This window comes from Ureibacillus xyleni (assembly GCF_900217795.1).
Lineage (GTDB): Bacteria > Bacillota > Bacilli > Bacillales_A > Planococcaceae > Ureibacillus > Ureibacillus xyleni.
Genome location: NZ_OBMQ01000005.1, coordinates 157,303 through 175,194, shown reverse-complemented (window position 1 = coordinate 175,194; position 17,892 = coordinate 157,303). Strand labels below are relative to the sequence as shown.

The 17,892-nt window shown below is 36.1% G+C and carries 18 protein-coding genes; 1 reads left to right on the top strand and 17 read right to left on the bottom strand.

Going from position 1 to position 17,892, the window contains the following annotated elements; genetic code table 11:
• Positions 1 to 65: 65 nt before the first annotated feature.
• From CRO00_RS09365 to CRO00_RS20295, 11 genes are all read right to left on the bottom strand, one after another.
• Positions 66 to 824, bottom strand: a complete 759-nt coding sequence (locus CRO00_RS09365) for a hypothetical protein (RefSeq protein ID WP_097073428.1) — start codon at positions 822 to 824, stop codon at positions 66 to 68.
• Between the two features lie 78 nt (positions 825 to 902).
• Positions 903 to 1,898: a helix-turn-helix transcriptional regulator gene (locus CRO00_RS09360; RefSeq protein WP_097073427.1), complete on the bottom strand. Its 996-nt coding sequence runs from the start codon at positions 1,896 to 1,898 to the stop codon at positions 903 to 905.
• A 217-nt stretch (positions 1,899 to 2,115) separates the two neighbouring features.
• Complete coding sequence (ispD, locus tag CRO00_RS09355) at positions 2,116 to 2,805, bottom strand: 2-C-methyl-D-erythritol 4-phosphate cytidylyltransferase (protein WP_097073426.1); 690 nt, start codon at positions 2,803 to 2,805, stop codon at positions 2,116 to 2,118.
• A 26-nt stretch (positions 2,806 to 2,831) separates the two neighbouring features.
• The gene (locus CRO00_RS09350) at positions 2,832 to 3,929 is read right to left on the bottom strand and encodes a PIN/TRAM domain-containing protein (protein ID WP_097073425.1); all 1,098 of its coding nucleotides are present in this window, start codon (positions 3,927 to 3,929) and stop codon (positions 2,832 to 2,834) included.
• A 201-nt stretch (positions 3,930 to 4,130) separates the two neighbouring features.
• Positions 4,131 to 5,507, bottom strand: coding sequence for a DNA repair protein RadA (radA, locus tag CRO00_RS09345; RefSeq protein WP_097073424.1), 1,377 nt, complete (start codon positions 5,505 to 5,507; stop codon positions 4,131 to 4,133).
• Positions 5,508 to 5,833: 326 nt separating this feature from the next.
• Complete coding sequence (locus tag CRO00_RS09340) at positions 5,834 to 8,275, bottom strand: ATP-dependent Clp protease ATP-binding subunit (protein ID WP_097073423.1); 2,442 nt, start codon at positions 8,273 to 8,275, stop codon at positions 5,834 to 5,836.
• A complete protein-coding gene (locus tag CRO00_RS09335) occupies positions 8,265 to 9,365 on the bottom strand; it encodes a protein-arginine kinase McsB (RefSeq protein WP_097073422.1) in 1,101 nt (366 codons plus the stop codon). The genes CRO00_RS09340 and CRO00_RS09335 overlap by 11 nt, the downstream gene beginning before the upstream one ends.
• Positions 9,362 to 9,913: a UvrB/UvrC motif-containing protein gene (locus CRO00_RS09330; protein WP_097073421.1), complete on the bottom strand. Its 552-nt coding sequence runs from the start codon at positions 9,911 to 9,913 to the stop codon at positions 9,362 to 9,364. The genes CRO00_RS09335 and CRO00_RS09330 overlap by 4 nt, the downstream gene beginning before the upstream one ends.
• A 60-nt stretch (positions 9,914 to 9,973) precedes the next feature.
• Entirely contained in the window at positions 9,974 to 10,438 is a 465-nt protein-coding gene (locus tag CRO00_RS09325; RefSeq protein WP_097073420.1) for a CtsR family transcriptional regulator, read from the bottom strand.
• Positions 10,439 to 10,690: 252 nt separating this feature from the next.
• Positions 10,691 to 10,996 carry a DUF4870 domain-containing protein gene (locus tag CRO00_RS09320; protein WP_097073419.1) on the bottom strand — a complete coding sequence of 102 codons (306 nt, stop codon included), beginning with the start codon at positions 10,994 to 10,996 and terminating at the stop codon, positions 10,691 to 10,693.
• A 107-nt stretch (positions 10,997 to 11,103) separates the two neighbouring features.
• Entirely contained in the window at positions 11,104 to 11,334 is a 231-nt protein-coding gene (locus tag CRO00_RS20295) for a hypothetical protein (protein WP_097073418.1), read from the bottom strand.
• Between the two features lie 245 nt (positions 11,335 to 11,579).
• On the opposite strand from CRO00_RS20295, the gene CRO00_RS09310 reads away from it, so the two are divergent.
• A complete protein-coding gene (locus CRO00_RS09310; RefSeq protein WP_237658369.1) occupies positions 11,580 to 12,893 on the top strand; it encodes a globin-coupled sensor protein in 1,314 nt (437 codons plus the stop codon).
• 45 nt (positions 12,894 to 12,938) lie between these two features.
• Here CRO00_RS09310 and CRO00_RS09305 read toward each other — a convergent pair whose 3' ends face one another.
• The 6 genes from CRO00_RS09305 to CRO00_RS09280 all read right to left on the bottom strand — a co-directional run bounded on the left by CRO00_RS09305 (position 12,939) and on the right by CRO00_RS09280 (position 17,871).
• The gene (locus CRO00_RS09305; RefSeq protein ID WP_097073416.1) at positions 12,939 to 13,448 is read right to left on the bottom strand and encodes an acyl-CoA thioesterase; all 510 of its coding nucleotides are present in this window, start codon (positions 13,446 to 13,448) and stop codon (positions 12,939 to 12,941) included.
• Positions 13,449 to 13,488: 40 nt separating this feature from the next.
• Positions 13,489 to 14,916, bottom strand: coding sequence for an aldehyde dehydrogenase family protein (locus tag CRO00_RS09300; RefSeq protein WP_097073415.1), 1,428 nt, complete (start codon positions 14,914 to 14,916; stop codon positions 13,489 to 13,491).
• A gap of 62 nt (positions 14,917 to 14,978) precedes the next feature.
• Positions 14,979 to 15,959 carry a DUF4003 family protein gene (locus tag CRO00_RS09295; RefSeq protein WP_161946655.1) on the bottom strand — a complete coding sequence of 327 codons (981 nt, stop codon included), beginning with the start codon at positions 15,957 to 15,959 and terminating at the stop codon, positions 14,979 to 14,981.
• Between the two features lie 83 nt (positions 15,960 to 16,042).
• On the bottom strand, positions 16,043 to 16,648 hold the full coding sequence (locus CRO00_RS09290) for a flavin reductase family protein (protein ID WP_097073413.1): 606 nt from the start codon (positions 16,646 to 16,648) through the stop codon (positions 16,043 to 16,045).
• Positions 16,649 to 16,788: 140 nt separating this feature from the next.
• Positions 16,789 to 17,316 carry a YceI family protein gene (locus CRO00_RS09285; RefSeq protein WP_097073412.1) on the bottom strand — a complete coding sequence of 176 codons (528 nt, stop codon included), beginning with the start codon at positions 17,314 to 17,316 and terminating at the stop codon, positions 16,789 to 16,791.
• A gap of 201 nt (positions 17,317 to 17,517) precedes the next feature.
• Positions 17,518 to 17,871, bottom strand: coding sequence for a DUF779 domain-containing protein (locus CRO00_RS09280; RefSeq protein ID WP_097073411.1), 354 nt, complete (start codon positions 17,869 to 17,871; stop codon positions 17,518 to 17,520).
• Positions 17,872 to 17,892 lie beyond the last annotated feature (21 nt).

Sequence of the window (17,892 nt, the reverse complement as noted above, 5' to 3'; positions counted from 1 at the left end):
ACAAGTCTACACATCTACACGTCTACACGTCTACACGTCTACTGGTCTACTGGTCTACTAGTCTACTAGTCTACAATGATTCCAATATTCTCATTAACTTTTATTGCTGTCGGTTGTTCACGCTGTACAAAATAAGGTGTCGATGGAGTTTCCATTTTTTTATTAAGCAATCTTATTAACTGCTCATAAAATTCTTTGCTATCCTCCAACCAATTTAGCTCATTTTGCTTTAAGAAAGTTTCCCACATAGTTTTTGTAGGAGGATGTTGAATTGCCTGCCAAGCAAATGCGGTATCACTCATCGTTACACCCGGACAACTAAGCAAACTTTGAGCAAATAAACGTGCAAATTCAGAGCCATATGTTAGTTGCTGGTCACATCCACCGATTTTCCTATAGCGGATATCAAATTGATTTAAATATTTAAGTTGATTAAACTGTTGAGGCACTGAAACCAAGCTCCCCGTATCCCGTTCAAAACGGGAAAGCTCTAAATCACCTTCATCTAACTGTGAAGTAGTTGTTACGATAAAAGCAGTTTCAGTTGGGCGTGCAACAATCAATCCATGGCGGCAATCCTTTTCTAAGGGAATCCTCTCCTCCTCAGTCATGACATATAATTTGTTGTTCCATTTAATAACCCCTGGTGAAATACAAATTTGATGTTCCATATCCATAGTGACCGTCAAACCATTGACAATCCCATCAGCATAGGTAATAAACGCAGCTAGCACACCCTCTAAAGTGTTATCACGCAAACCTTCTAGCATTTGTACTGTGAGTAAATCATGATGTTGAAAATTCAGACTTCTCGAAATAAGCAATATGTACCACCTTCTTTTTACCTATTAGTACTATTATTCTTTCATATTTTTCAAGAATAATAAACTGGTATTACTAAATTATTTTTGGTATTTTTCTAACATTGCTTTAATACTTAATTGAATATCATCCCTAAGCTCTTTTGGTTCTAATACTTCTACATTTTCGCCCTGACTTAAGAGCCACATTTTTACCCCTTTACCGAACACTTCAGCTTCAAATACAATTCCTTTTTCATCTTCTGATAGTTTATAAGCATTTGGTAATCGATCAAGAACAGCCTGAGGGGAAGGACCATTAAAGCGGAACTTCACTTTCAACAATTCCCCTGCATACATAAACTGAATTTTCTTTCGGAATTCTCCTTCTTCAAAACGATCTTTGTAAGGTAATTTGAAATGTTCAGAAGTAATGTTGCAAGCTGTAATCCGGTCTATTCGATAAATTGTTGGGAAATCTAACTCAATTTTCGATTGATAGGCAATTAGATAAAAATAGTATTCTGAAAATATAATTCCCACAGGTTTTATCGTTCTTTCACTATCTTGTTGATCAAACTCCCTTTTATAACGGATGTTAATTACCTTTTTTGTATGAATGGCTTTGGCGAGTTCCCAAAGCAACCCAAATAAAGATTGTTTATGTTGTAAATCAACGTAATTATATTTTTCATTGGACATGATTTTTTTTATAAATGGCTGTTTTGTTGGTTGTGCGAGATTGGTCAGTTTATCGATTAATTCATCCATATCGGGTTTTGGAAAAGCTCTTGATTCAATTAAAATTTTTACAATCGCCAATATTTGTTCGTTTCGCAAATAATTTTCGTCATCAGTTTCCAGCTTATAGACCTTTTCTTTACGGTTGTACTCAAGATAGTAATTGGTCTTCGCTGTTTCAAGGTACGAACGAATATTTTCTATATCCCGTTGAATTGTCTTTTCATTTACATGAAAGTTTGTAGCTTCAGATTGTTTCGTTATCGCATGACCTTTACTTAAACGATCGAAAATTGATAGAATGCGATTTAACTGTGCCGTACTTTCTTCTTTCTCTTTGCTTCCTTTTTCCTTCAAGGTGTTCACCCCATTAATCTAATTTTCAAGAACAACCTTTATATACATATTTTACTAATATAATTGGACAACCGTATGTACATTTGTTAATTTAATTTATATTTTAGCCAGTTTATTTCCAGTAATTAGATATTTGTAGGGAAAATCGATTAATTGAAAGTTTCTTAAAATGTAAAAAACCCATCAACTAATTAAAGTTGATAGGTTTTCTTTGAAATTAACCATTATTAACGCGCTTCTTTAAAATTGCTTCGCCCAATACTAGATCTTCTTTTGTTGTCATCTTCAAATTATCATAACTTGCTTCCACAATATGAACCGGGTAACCGAGTCGTTCTACTAACATTGCTTCATCAGTACCTAAAAAGCCAACTTTTTCTGCTACATCTTCAGCTTCAGCCAATAGATCAAATCGGAAAGCTTGTGGTGTTTGGATCATCCATAAACTTTCGCGATCCACGGTTTCTATGATAATGCCATCTCGCACTTTTTTCATAGTGTCCTTTGCTTTTACTCCTGCAATTGCTGCACCCTGTTCTTTTGCACGTTCTACAAGTCGCATAATAATTTCATGTGTAATAAAAGGTCTTGCTGCATCATGAACAAGGACAATTTCTACTTGTTCCATTTCTTTTATACAGGAGTGTACAGAATGTTGTCGTTCCTCGCCCCCATTTGGTAAACCCTTTACTTTTGTAATGCTATATTGCTCTAATAACTGTTGAATAAATTCGCGTTCTTCTGGTTTTACTGCCAACCATATCCCTGTACAATTTTCGTCCTGTTGAAATACTTCAAGAGTATGAATAAGTATCGGTTTATTTGCTAACAATAAAAACAATTTATTTTGACCTGCTCCCATGCGTTTTCCACTTCCCGCAGCAGGGAGTACTACTTCATATTGCACACCGTCACATCCCACTCTAAAACCGTTTATGCTACTTGTTCATCTTTCGGTTTTGCAAAAATCATACGTCCTGCAGAAGTTTGCAATACACTTGTTACGGTAACGGTAATGGATTGACCAATAAATGTTCGGCCACCTTCCACAACAATCATTGTACCGTCATCTAAATAAGCAACACCCTGGTTATGTTCTTTCCCATCTTTAATCACAACTACTTGCATATCTTCTCCTGGAATGACTACAGGCTTTACTGCATTTGCTAAATCATTAATATTTAACACTTGCACATGATGTAGTTCACAAACTTTATTCAAATTAAAGTCATTTGTTAAAATTTGTGCATCCATTTTCTTAGCAAGTCGTACTAATTTTAAATCTACTTCATTCACATCTTCAAAATCAACTTCAGAAATTTGAACGGTCGTTGCACGCTCGTCTTGGAGTTTTTTCAAAATATCTAAACCTCTACGTCCACGAGTTCTTTTTAATGTATCCGATGAATCTGCAATATGTTGTAGCTCTGTTAAAACAAATTGTGGAACAACTAGAACACCTTCAATAAATCCAGTAGATGATATATCAGCAATTCTTCCATCAATAATGACACTAGTATCCAGCAATTTGTACAATTGTTTTGGTTCAACGGCAGGGAAATTACTTCCATCTGGCCCTTTCTTTTTTGCACTTGGACCAGATCTTGCCAGCATTTGAATCAATTCATCCCGTTTAGTAAATCCAACTCGGAAACCAAGATAACCAAGAATAATAGATAACAATATTGGAATAACTTCCGTAACGATTGGGATTTGAATACGCTCAATGGCAAATCCGATTAAGTAGGCAAGGAGCAAACCGACAATTAGTCCGAGTGTACCAAAAATAAGATCTGCTGCAGGGATTTTAACTAAAACACCCTCCATCCAAACAATTAGCTTTACAAAATAGTCTGACAATGAAAATGATAAAAGGAATAATAAAATTGCACCTAATGCTACCGAAACATATGGATTGTTAAGCCATGGATTAGATGATAAATTAATAAATTCGTATAATGGCGGTAAAAAGACAAAACCTAACGCTCCACCGATAAATAAGAAAGCAATTTGGATCACTCTTTTTAGCATATTTCCACCTCCTTTTCCTTCTTATGTTAATTATACATAGTCTGAAACTAGATTGCCTAAATTACAACTCCGTAAAATAATAAAAGGTACTAGCTCCCCATTTTACATAAGTCGATATAACAACTTATGTTTTATTTTTACCCAAAATTAAACAGAAAAATGCTCATATAACAAAAAGTTTATATGAGCACAAAATGAACTTTATAGGTCGTTAAAACATGCTCTTAAAGCTTCGTTGATTGTTTCAATCCCGATGATTTGTATACCCTCTGGATAATCCCATCCCCCTAAGTTAGATGCAGGAATAAAGATTCGTTTAAACCCAAGTCTTGCAGCTTCTTGAACACGTTGCTCAATTCTTGAGACACGACGCACTTCTCCAGTTAGTCCAACTTCACCTACAAAGCAATCTGTCCCTTTAACAGGCTGATCTTTATGGCTCGATACTATAGACGTTAAAACAGCTAAATCGATAGCAGGTTCATCCAATTTTACTCCACCTGCCACTTTAATATAAGCATCTTGAGCTTGTAAGAGCATACCCATTCGTTTTTCAAGTACCGCCATTAATAATTGCACCCGATTTTGGTCGACACCAGTAGCCATTCGTTTAGGGTAATTAAAGCTCGTTGGTGTAACTAACGATTGAATTTCAACTAAAATAGGTCTAGTCCCTTCCATCGAAGCTACAATCGTTGAGCCTGCTGCATCATGAGATCGTTCTTCTAAGAATAGTTCAGATGGATTTAACACTTCTTTTAACCCTGAATGAATCATTTCAAAAATGGCAATTTCGTTTGTGGAACCAAAGCGATTTTTCTGACTCCGTAATATACGGTAAGTATGGTGGCGCTCTCCTTCAAAGTAAAGAACGGTATCAACCATATGTTCTAGTAATCTAGGTCCTGCAATTTGTCCTTCTTTCGTAACGTGTCCAACTAAAAATATTGCGATGCCCTTTGTTTTGGCAATTCGCATAAGCTCAGCTGTACATTCTCGTACTTGTGATACACTACCAGGTGCACTCGTTACCTCTGGATGATGAATTGTTTGGATGGAATCGACAATTACAAACTTCGGCCCCACTTCTTCAATCGTCTTGTGAATTAATTCTAAGTTTGTTTCGGAATAAATGTATAACTCTGGAGATTGAACACCGAGTCGGGAAGCACGTAGTTTCGTTTGACGCATCGATTCTTCACCCGATATGTACAATACTCGATGATTTCTATTGGAAAGAAGTGCAGACACTTGCATGAGTAAAGTGGACTTTCCGATACCAGGGTCCCCTCCGATTAATATAAGTGAACCTGGTACAATCCCCCCACCTAATACTCGATTAAGCTCAGACATTTCTGTATGAACTCGGGGCTCTTCTTGTGTTTCGACTTGAATAATTGGTGTTGCCTTTTGACTAACACTATTGGAATGTTGGAACGCACCACGAGGACCTTTTGTGACGATTTCAACTTCCTCTACGAACGTATTCCATTCGCCGCATCCTGGACAACGCCCCATCCATTTTGGCGATTCATACCCACACGAATTACAACAAAATTTTGTTTTTTTCTTAGCCATGGAAATCCCCTTCCTCTTAAGACTAGTAAATTTATTGTACATGACAAAAACAGATTGAGCACATGATAACAGTGAGTTCAAAAAATTAAACGCTCCTTTTAAACGACAGTTCTTATCAAAAGACAACATAATAACAGAATCTATGACAATTATCGGGTTAGAGTTTTGAAGTTATTCAATTCGACCAGCATAGTACAGAAGCTATTTATAAATAAAAAAGCGCAAAAATGTCTTTTCAACATTTTCACGCTTTTTTGACATGTTTCACATGAAACATTTTTCGACGGCTTCGGACAGTATTCTATGCCGAACGCTGGGGCTTTTTGTTATTTAGAGCCTACTGTATTCTTCGCATTAACTACGAACTCACCATCAACGTAATCAAATACTACTTGACCTCCTGGAGAGACAGTTCCTTTTAGTAGCTCCTCAGATAAACGGTCTTCCACATGTTTCTGTAATGCACGGCGTAATGGACGTGCTCCGTATTGAGGATCGTACCCTTCTTCTGAGATTTTCTCTAAAGCTGCATCTGTTAATTCTAACTCGATATTATTTTCTTTTAAGCGAGTTGTTAAAGAGTTAGCCATTAATGAGATGATTTGTTTTAACTCGTCTTTTTCAAGTGAGTGGAATACAATCATGTCGTCAATACGGTTTAAGAATTCAGGACGGAATGCTTTTTTCAATTCTTCTAGCATTGTTCCTTTCATATCTTTATATTTGCTCGTAGTATCGCCAGTACCAAAACCAAGGCTCTTACGATATTTCAATGCATCTGCACCAACGTTAGATGTCATAATCACAACTGTATTACGGAAGTCTACTTTTCGACCTTTTGAGTCTGTTAAACGTCCGTCATCCAACACTTGAAGTAAAATGTTGAATACATCTGGGTGCGCTTTTTCAATTTCATCAAATAACACAACAGAATATGGCTTGCGACGAACTTTCTCTGTTAATTGACCACCTTCATCAAATCCAACATATCCTGGAGGTGAACCCACTAAGCGAGAAGTCGAATGTTTCTCCATATATTCTGACATGTCGATACGAATCATCGCATCCTCATCGCCAAACATAACTTCGGCAAGAGCACGAGCTAGCTCAGTTTTACCTACACCAGTAGGACCAAGGAAGATGAATGAACCAATTGGGCGTTTTGGATCTTTTAAGCCTGCACGAGCGCGGCGAATTGCTCGAGAAATTGCTTCTACTGCTTCACCTTGACCAACCACTCGTTTATGCAATTCTTCCTCAAGGTTAAGAAGTTTTGCTGATTCTTCTTGGGCGATTTTTGAAACTGGAATTCCAGTCCACATTGCAACAACTTGTGCAATATCATCCACTGTCACTTTCGATTCTTCTTTACCTTGTTTTTCTTTCCAAGTTTTCTTTGTTTGTTCTAGTTCGTCTTTAATTTTTTGCTCTGTATCACGTAATGCTGCTGCTTTTTCAAATTCTTGAGAAGATACAGCAGCGTTTTTCTCAGAACGAACACCTTCTAATTTATCTTCTAACGCTTTTAAGTTTGGTGGAACAGTGAATGAGCGTAAACGTACTTTTGAACCAGCCTCGTCAATTAAGTCAATTGCTTTATCTGGTAAGAAGCGGTCTGAAATGTAACGGTCTGATAATTTAGCCGCTGCTTCTACTGCTTCATCTGTAATTTTTACTCGGTGATGTGCTTCATAACGATCACGTAAACCATTGATAATTTGGATAGTTTCTTCTACAGTCGGCTCATCTACTTGAATTGGTTGGAAACGACGCTCTAAGGCAGCATCTTTTTCAATGTATTTGCGATATTCATCGAGAGTAGTCGCACCAATACATTGTAATTCACCGCGAGCTAATGATGGTTTTAAAATGTTCGATGCATCGATTGCACCTTCTGCACCACCAGCACCAATTAATGTGTGAAGCTCGTCAATAAACAGAATAACGTTCCCTGCTTGACGAATTTCATCCATTACTTTTTTCAGACGGTCCTCAAACTCACCACGGTATTTTGTACCTGCAACAACTGTACCCATATCTAAAGTCATAACGCGTTTGTCACGTAATGTTTCAGGTACTTCATTGTTTACAATTTGTTGAGCTAATCCTTCTGCAATCGCAGTTTTACCAACACCTGGTTCACCGATTAACACAGGGTTGTTTTTCGTACGACGAGATAACACTTCAATAACTCGTGTGATTTCTTTACTACGACCAATTACTGGGTCAAGAGAACCTTCGCGAGCAATTGCAGTTAAATCACGAGCTAATCCATCTAAAGTTGGTGTATTAACCGATTGTGTTGGATTTGCTGAACTTTGAGCAGCATCGTTATTACCCAATAATAACAACACTTGTTGACGAGCTTTATTTAGGCTGACTCCCGCATTTGCTAATACACGAGCTGCTACACCTTCCCCTTCACGGATTAGGGCAAGTAAAATATGTTCTGTACCGATATATGCATGACCAAGTTTTCTCGATTCATCTACTGACAATTCAATTACTTTTTTAGCTCTTGGTGTATAATGCACGATTGGCCCTACATCTTTTTGTCCTTTACCAACTAGTTCTTCTATTCCGGATTCAATAATTTGTGGGCTTACATCAATCGCTTCTAACGCCTTTGCAGCAATGCCTCCACCTTCACGAATTAAACCAAGCAAAATATGCTCTGTACCAATAGATTCGTGTTTCCAACGAATTGCTTCTTCTTGTGCTAGTTGCAACACTTTTTGTGCTCGTTGTGTAAATCGGTTAAACATCATATCTTTCCTCTCCTTTTTCCAATGAGTTTTGACTATTTACATTGAGTTTTTCGCGTAATAATTTTGCTCTAAAGATGTCGCGCTCAGTTGGTTGTAAAGTTGTACCTGCATACTGTTGTACAAAACCTGGTTGAATTAAAATCATGCACTCATTTAATATATTCAATGGCACATCTTTAATGATGCCCAAATCAACGCCAAGTCGAACATTCGATAAACTAGCTGCCGCTTCTTCACTCGTCATAACCCGCGCATATCGTAGTGTTCCTAGTGAGCGGTTGAAACGATCTTCTAATACAATCCGAGAATTTTTTTGTAAAGATTGTCTTGCTCCTCTTTCATTTTGAATGATTTGAACGACAACATTTTGTAAGTCCTCAATGATCTCTTCTTCGGATTTTCCTAACGTAACCTGATTCGAAATTTGGTAAATATTACCCAAATTTTCGCTTCCCTCACCATAAATTCCTCTTACAACCATTCCAAAGCGAGCTAACATTTGCGTCACCGCTTTAATTTGTTTTGACAATGTAAGAGCCGGTAAATGCATCATAACTGAAGCACGAAGACCTGTTCCTACATTAGTAGGGCAACTTGTTAAGTAACCAAAGCTTTCATTAAAAGCATATGGCAAATGTCTTTCTAATTGACTATCGAGTTGATTTGCTAAAGCATAAGTTTCTGAAAGTTGAAGCCCTGGTAGTAAACATTGAATACGTAAATGATCTTCTTCATTGACCATTACACTCATTGTTTCATCTTCAGATAATAAAACTGAAGCATGTTTTTCTTTCTTTGCGAGTAATGGGCTAATCAAATGTTTTTCTACCAATACTTGTCGTTGTAATGCGGGCATTTCTTGTATTGTAAAATGCGAAAAAATCCGCTTATCTTTATTTATGTTTAATAGTGCCTGTGTTACCACTTCATCTACTTGTTTTGCCTCTTGTTCTGAAAAACTTAAAGGGAATCGATAGCTTTCTAAGTTACGGGCTAATCGAATGCGTGTACTTAATACAATATCTGCATCAAGACCTTTACCATCCATCCATCCTGGCGCCTCACTTTTTAGAAAATGTTCAAGATTCATGGTGTATCCGCACCCCCATGTTCAAGCTTTCGTTCTAATTCTTTTATTTCGTCACGCAGCTTTGCAGCATCTTCAAATCGTTCTTCCATAATAGCTATTTGTAATTGCTCACGAATGGTTTCAATTTGCTTTTTTACCCAAGTGTGATCCTTTGATGGTTTCCCAGGCGCTTTTCCGCTATGTGTTGTTCCTGCTTGAATTTTAGTTAGTACTTGTGGGAGTTGTTTGCTAAAGGTTTCATAACATTGTGGACAACCAAGTTTACCCTCATTCAGAAAGTGACGGAAAGTAAAGCCACATTTAGGACATTGGGTTGCCTTCTGAGTTGTCGTTTGAGTTTTTTCTTGGGTATTGTTCCAAACAGGTAACCCAAATAAATTAGCCACTAGTTGATGGATTGGAATTTGCTCTTCCTTATGAAAGTCGATATTGAAGGGGTGAAATTGTTTTGCACATACTTCACAATAATGTCGTTCACTTTTTTGGCCATTTATTACTTGTGTTACCGTGACTGATGCCTGACGTTCTTGACAGTGTTCACAAATCATGACCAATCACCTCTTTTTAAGATTATATTGTTTTTTAAACTCAATGAGTCGGATAGAACTCTATTTGTCATATTTTAAAGTCGTTAACATGGACCTTAGAATATACGATCTAAGTTCATCTCTAGCAGGCAAATGCAATCTAAGTGTAGATCTATCGACAGCGGCTAACATGAGTTTAGCTTCTCGCTTCGTGATCACTTCTTCATCAATTAGCCGATAAATTATGTCTTCAGCCATTGATTGAGTTGCACCTTTTTCAATTTGACTTATCATATCTTCAAGTAAATCGATTTTCGAATTCGTTTTTACACGTAATATTCGAATATAGCCACCGCCTCCACGTTTACTTTCAACTAAATAACCTCTCTCAGCCGTAAATCTTGTATTAATGACATAATTTATTTGTGAAGGTACACATTGAAACTTATCTGCCAATTCACTTCGTTTTATCTCAATAAGTCCTTGACCACCTAATTCTATAACTTGCTTTAAATACCCTTCAATGATGTCAGATATATTTCTCATTTTTATACCTCACCTCACTTAATACTGACTTTGACTATCTTTGACTTTATTATATAAATAGGGAAATTAAATTGCAATTAAAACGCCTGATTTAATTTTTTATTTATAATGCCTTTGCAGTTCCGTTTCCATCATTTATGTATTTAGGTGAGGATAAAAAAAATCGACATGCCCTATAAACCGGCTATGTCGATGTAGTATTCCCTTATTTTAATGTAAATAACCTATATTTGTTATGATTTACCAAAAAACTTATACCCAGCGACCAACTATAGGGTAATTCCAATTTGTGTCATTGAGAGCATTCACTATCCCAATGATTGGAACAATAATTGTCATAATTGCAAAGATTATTAAAAATGGTATTCCAACTAGTACAAAGCTTAATAATGAAGAAACAAAGATTAACACCCACATCACACCTTGGAATAGTAACGCTTGAATGGAAACACGTTTTACCTCTTCCTCAGAACTTAACAAGAAAAATAAAATCGGAACTAACACTGGAGCAAAAAATGCACTTGCATGTACGATTACTTTGGCCCACTTATTATCCATAACACTTCAGCCCTTCGTTGCGTTTTGTATAATACATATACGGTTCATTTCTACTTAAGTTTCATTAATTAATAAAAAAAGCACAGACATCTCCATGCTCTAAAAATTTATTTTCCTTTTTTATTGATATTATTCGTAGGCTTTGGATCTGGCACTTCTTCATCATCATGCGGAAATAACCCATGCGCTAAAACCCCTGATAAAAGAGTCGCACTAATAACAATTAAAACCTTATGATTCGACGGCACATCAGCATAGTATTTACCTAACATAAATATAGCAGTAACCGCAACAATCACCATCGTCGGAATGATAAATTTAAGACGTCGTTTCTCCATCTAACTCTTCCTTTACTATGTATAGTATTTCAATTAGAACAGAATTGTATAAACTACTCGTAATTTTACATGGGAAATTAAAAAATTACAAATTAAGCATTACGGGAGTACTTACATAATGTAGAAAAAGTCATAAATAACAAAGGAATATTGCCCATTATGTGGAAATTTGTAGTAGAATTGTTGTAATATAGAACAAATTAAAACTAGAGTTTATAAAATATATAGATAGAATGGAGAATACTATGGTTATTTTCAAGAGCAAAGCGCAAAAACAACAAGTAACGAACTTTTTCCAAGTCGATAAATACTTAAATGATGTGAAGCTTGACCTTTCAAATTACCCAGACTTACTGAAACAGATTGAACTTATCCAGTTACGAAAAGAAGATCTAGCCATATTAAAACAATTGCAACCGCTCTCAGGGGAGTTTATCCCAACCATGGTAAATCAGTTTTATGACGCCATCTCTCTAAGTAGTAATTTACTGGATATAATCAATCGCCATTCACAAATAGATCGTTTAAAAATAACGTTATCTAAACATCTGTCTGACATATTTGAAAGTAAAATTAATGACTCATACATAGAAGAACGTAAAGCAATTGCAGCTGCCCATGTTCGAATCGGACTTGAATCCAATATGTATTTAAGTTCATTTCAATCATTAATGACTACATTCATTAATTTTGTCAATGAGCTGGACATTTCGAAGCAAGATGCATGCAAGGCTATAAATGCTTTTTCAAAAGTTATTAATTTTGAACAACAACTTGTTATCCAAGCTTACGAAGCCGAGCAACAACGAATTCGTATGGAAGATTTACAAGTTAAATTAGATCTAGTAGCAACGATTCGTAATACTGCTGAAGAGTTAAATGCAATTAGTCAGGAAACAACTGCATCATTATATGTCATTTCTCACCAGTCTGAAAACATTTCATCAGCAACAAAACAAGGATTGGATTTCGTGGCAGATACAGAGGACAAATCAAATCTTGGCAAAAACCATTTAGAAACACAAACTAACTTAATGAATGTCATTTTAGATAGCGTTAACTTATTAGAAAAATCCATGTCGAGTTTGCGTGTGTCGTCACAAAAAATTAGTGAAATTGTTGGCTTAGTAACTGGGATTGCAGATCAGACAAACCTTCTTGCACTTAATGCGTCTATTGAAGCAGCGCGTGCTGGAGAACATGGGAAAGGCTTTGCAGTAGTTGCTGAAGAAGTACGGAAACTTGCGGAGGAAACGAAAAACGCAGTGCAAAACGTATCTCACCTAATTCGTGAAACAGAAAACAACATCGAAAATATGACGTCATCCGTTAATAATGTCGATGAACAAGTTCAAAAAAGCGTTCAAACACAAAAAAGTTTAGAGGAATCCTTTAATTCCATTGCAAAAGCAGTATCAGGTATCAAAGAACAATATACAAATACCTCAAAAGATGTTAATGAAATATCAAACTTAATTAATGAATTAACAGCAAGTGCTACATTAGTATCCTCGTCATCTGATTCATTACTAAATGTTGTGCAAGAATTACAAGATTGATATTAAAAAGGGCAGATTGGTTTGAGACCATTCTGCCTTTTCATTTTATTCTTTTTCAGGATCTAGCAACTTTCGACGTTCCTTTGTATTTTCACGTTTTGCCTTGCGTAGCTTTTGCCTAGCACCACCTGTTTCAAAAAGTTTCCTTTCCCATTCCTCTTCTGGAAATACGCCTGGTACTGGTATTGGTTTTCCATCCTCACCGATTGCAACCATCGTTACAAAAGATTCTGTTGTTAACTTTTTCTCACTTGTACGTATGCTTCGAGTCATAACCCGTACATATACTTCAATGGATGTCCGACCTGTAGAAGTCACCATCGATTCTAATTCTAAAATATCTCCAACATAGGCAGGTGAAACAAAATCTACAGAATCGATTGACGCCGTAACTACTTCAGATCTTGCATGCTTCATTGCAGTAATAGCAGCAATCTCATCAATATAAGCTAAAACCTTCCCTCCAAAAATTGAACCATGATGATTTGTATCAGGTGGTAAAACTAAATGCGTTTGGTAAGAACGTGAATTACTCATTGGGTATGCATTGCCCATTCGTAGAACCTCCATTTTTTTAATCAGTTCTGCTAGTAATTTAGAAAGTTGTTTTTATCGTAATGAATTTTAAATCGGTCATTTCTTCAATCGCATATTTAATACCTTCACGACCATATCCACTATTTTTCACGCCACCATAAGGCATGTTATCCACACGGAATGTAGGGACATCATTTATTACTACAGCCCCAGCTTCTATTTCATCAGCTGCTCTCATTGCATCGGTTAAGACATTTGTATAAATTCCTGCATTTAACCCTAAGTCAGATGAGTTTACATAAGAGATTGCTTCTTCTAAGTTTTTGTAAGGCACGATGGATACAATCGGCGCAAATGTTTCCTGACAAACAATTTTCATATCTGGTGAAACATTTGTCATAACAGTTGGGGTCATAGTTCTTTTTGTAAATTCAGCCCCCGTTGCCACAACAGCCCCTTGATGTTTTGCTTCTTCTATCCATTGTTTAATTCGTTCTACTTCTCTTGGATGAATCATTGCACTCACATCCGTTGTTGCATCTAATGGATCTCCCAATTTTAATTTCTTTGTCTCTTCTACAAATGCAGTTGTGAATTGTTCAAAAATTGACTCATGAACATATACCCGTTGCAACGAAATACATACTTGCCCAGCATATCCAAATGCTCCTGTAACACAACGAGATATCACTTTTTCAATAGGCGTACTTGGCTCAACAATCACCGCAGCATTTGATCCAAGTTCTAACGTAATTTTCCGCAAACCTACTTTTTCTTTTAATTTAAGACCAACTGCCCCACTTCCCGTGAACGTTACTTTTTTCACTAAAGGATGTGTAACTAAAATATCGCTTAATTCACTTCCAGAGCCTGTTACAATTTGAAGCGCACCATCTGGTAAACCAGCTTCTTTAAATACCTCTGCTAAAACAAGTGCACTTAATGGAGTTTGTGTGGCAGGTTTTAATACTACTGTATTACCGACCGCAAATGCTGGTCCAAGTTTGTGTGCTACTAAGTTAAACGGAAAATTAAATGGTGTGATAGCCGATACAACACCAATCGGAACTCGTTTTGTATAACCTATCCGGTCTTTTGTACCAGGTGCCGCATCCATTGGTACCGTTTCACCCATTGATTGTTTTGCAGCTTCTGCAGAGAATTGGTATGTGGCGATTGTTCTATCAATTTCCATCATCCCAACCGAAAGTGGTTTACCTGCTTCCATTGCTAAAATTTTTGCGAACTCTTCTTTTCGATTACGAATTAGCTCGACTACTTTATATAATATTTCTGCCCGCTCATAGGATGTTGTCTTCTTAAAAGATTGAAAAGTCGCATGTGCCCCTACAATCGCCCTCTCTACATCTTGAACAGAAGCCCTTGCTACTTTTGCTATCTCTTCCCCTGAATAGGGTGAAGTTAATGAGTAGCAATTTTTTGCTTCTACCCATTGTCCATCAATCCAAAGTTTTTTCACTTCCATTGAAATCACCTCTTGTTTATTATACTAGGGAAATAGATAATTCAAAATTTCGGGACCCTCTGTTAGTTAAAGAAATCCACCACTTCCGAGATTCCGCCTGGTAATAAACGACTAAATTCGATGAGTATTTCCGCTATATCAAGCAAATCAACTAATTGTGTTAAATTACTGATTGGAGAGAGTTCAATCACTTCCTGAACTTCAATAGTGTCTTGTATAATTTTTTGAATGGCCACAATAAGCGCATAATTTTTCGCAGTTTTAAATACTTTGAGTTTCAACAATTGGTTATGTAGATTTAGAATATCGTCGAGTTTTGAAGCATTTGTAGCTGCCAAAGCTAAAACACCGATGAATGGGTAGTGAATTTTCTTTACCCTTATTCCCCTTTTTTCTAGTTCTGTTTTAAGTTGTACAATATATTGCAATAACATTTCATTATAATCAGAACTATACATCGTCATTATTTGTGTCAAAGCTTGCAGATGATTACCCATTGAAAACTGCTGTTTTCTTAAAGAAGTATAATATTCAAAAATAGTTTGTGACTGTTCTAGTGGATTGTTATCCTTATTTGACGTTAAAAAGACAACATATGGTATATCACCATTCGATGTTAAAATCCTTTGATTCCGATTCATTTCAACAAACAATTGTTTGGCTCTTGCTGCATGCTGTTGTTTATCTTCTTGTAAAAATAGTGCCCCTATCCCACGAAAGGGTGATTTCTTAAATCTAGCCTCTTTTAAGAACTGGTCATTTATCATGATGTCAGAAACATTTTTATTTAAATTTCCTTCCAAAAATATATGAGCTGCTAAACGATAGTTAGCGGTGGAATAATCAGATATAGAAAAGGAACCATTACCTTCTTCCGCTAACTGTTCACAAACTTTTTGAAGAAGGACACCACTAAATTGTTTCATTGCCAATGTATATTTACATGCCAAAGAAATATATAGTTTTATATCTCCTCCACCCATATAGTTAAAAACACGATTATAGTTTTGTTGAAATGCTTCTATAAATTGCTCATTGTTCATATTGTCCACCTCTGTAGTTTTGTACGAAACAATTTGAAAAAATAGTTTCATATGGAAGCTAGAGCATCTCAATCGTTCATTTGTTATTTTGGCCTTTCTATTGTAATGATATCTCCAATCGTTGCGTAATCGGAGCCTGCTAAACGACTAATTGCACTTAAACCTTTTGCATCAATCTTTCCATTACTATAAATAGTTTCATCAATATGAAATTGCACTACTTCCCCAATAATTAAATCGGTATTCGTCAACTCTCCACCAAGTTGAATGGCTTGTACTAACTTACACTCCATACGAATTTTTGATTCCATAATGCCGGGTACAGTTATTTTCGAACTTAGTACCGGTGTCAACTTTGCTAATTCAATCTCGCTTTCTTCTGGTGGCAATGTTGCTGCAGTTTCGTTTACCTTTAATAAATTTTCAATATCAACAATATGTACAACGAACTCTTTGTTATTGTAAATATTACGGGCAGTGTCTTTCATCTTCCCTTTAATCCGTTGAACCCCTAATGAAATTGTAGGTGGATTTGATGAAACGATACTAAAATAACTAAAGGGTGCCCCATTCAGTACACCTTCTTCTGATTGTGTTGTGACAAATGCGATAGGTCGAGGAATAATGGATCCAATCATCAATTTATAATTATCTCGCTTATTATTTTGCTGAGGGTCTATTGTAATCATACTAATTCATTCCTTTCATTATGGCGATATATACCATAATCTTACTATTAAATTGTGCACAAATATTATAAAATTTACAACCATTAGATTATAAAGAAAAAACGCAAGAATGATTATCCTTCATTCTTGCGTTTAAATGATTATGCAGCTGGGTTAACCTCTAACTCAACCTTGATTTTAATGTCTTTACCAACTAATACGCCACCTGTTTCAAGTGCTGCATTCCACGTTAAGCCGAACTCTTCACGATTGATTTTTGCTTGGGCTTCGAAACCGTACACTTCAACACCCCAAGGATTTTTCCCTTTACCGCCATACTCTACTTCAAATGTTACTGGTTTCGTTACATCTTTAATTGTTAAGTCTCCAGTTACTTTGTAGTCATCACCAGATTTTTCGATGTTTGTTGATTGAAATGTTATTTTTGGATATTTTTCTACGTCAAAGAAGTCAGCAGATCTTAGGTGATTATCACGGTCTTCTGAACGAGTGTTAATGCTTGCAACATCGAAAGAAAATGAAATTTGGGCAGTAGTAAGATCTGTTAAATCTGTAGCATTAATATCAGCAGTATAAGATCCAAAATCTCCTTTTACTTTTGAAACCATCATATGTTTAACTTCGAAGCCAACTTGCGAGTGTGATTGATCAATTATCCAATTAGTCATTTTAAAGCTCCCCCAATTTAATTGTTTTGAATTCGAGATATTACTTTAAAAAAATAATTAGATTCATTTAACTTGAAACTAATTATCTCTAATTCAAGATAAATTTATCATATCTAATATTGCATTGTCAACTAAGTAAATTACATTTTTTTGAAAAACTAAAAATATGCATTTCAACTAAATGAAATGCATATTTTAAAATTATTTTAATAGTGACTGTTCTTCAGATGTAAAGGCACGAGATCTTGTTAAAAATCGTTTCCCTTCCACACCTTCTAATGAAAACATTCCTCCACGACCATCCACTACATCAATAATCAACTGAGTATGTTTCCAATAATCAAATTGGCTTTTATGCATATAAAACTTGGCGCCACCTATTTCACCTAAAAGGACATCTGCATCACCAATAATTAAGTCACCGTCTGGATAACACATTGGTGACGAACCATCACAGCAGCCCCCCGATTGGTGAAACATAATAGGCCCATGCTTTTTAGTTAGCTTTTCGATAAGTTCAAGTGCAACATCTGTAGCGGTTACCCGTTCTATCACAAGAGCCCCCCTTTGAATAGG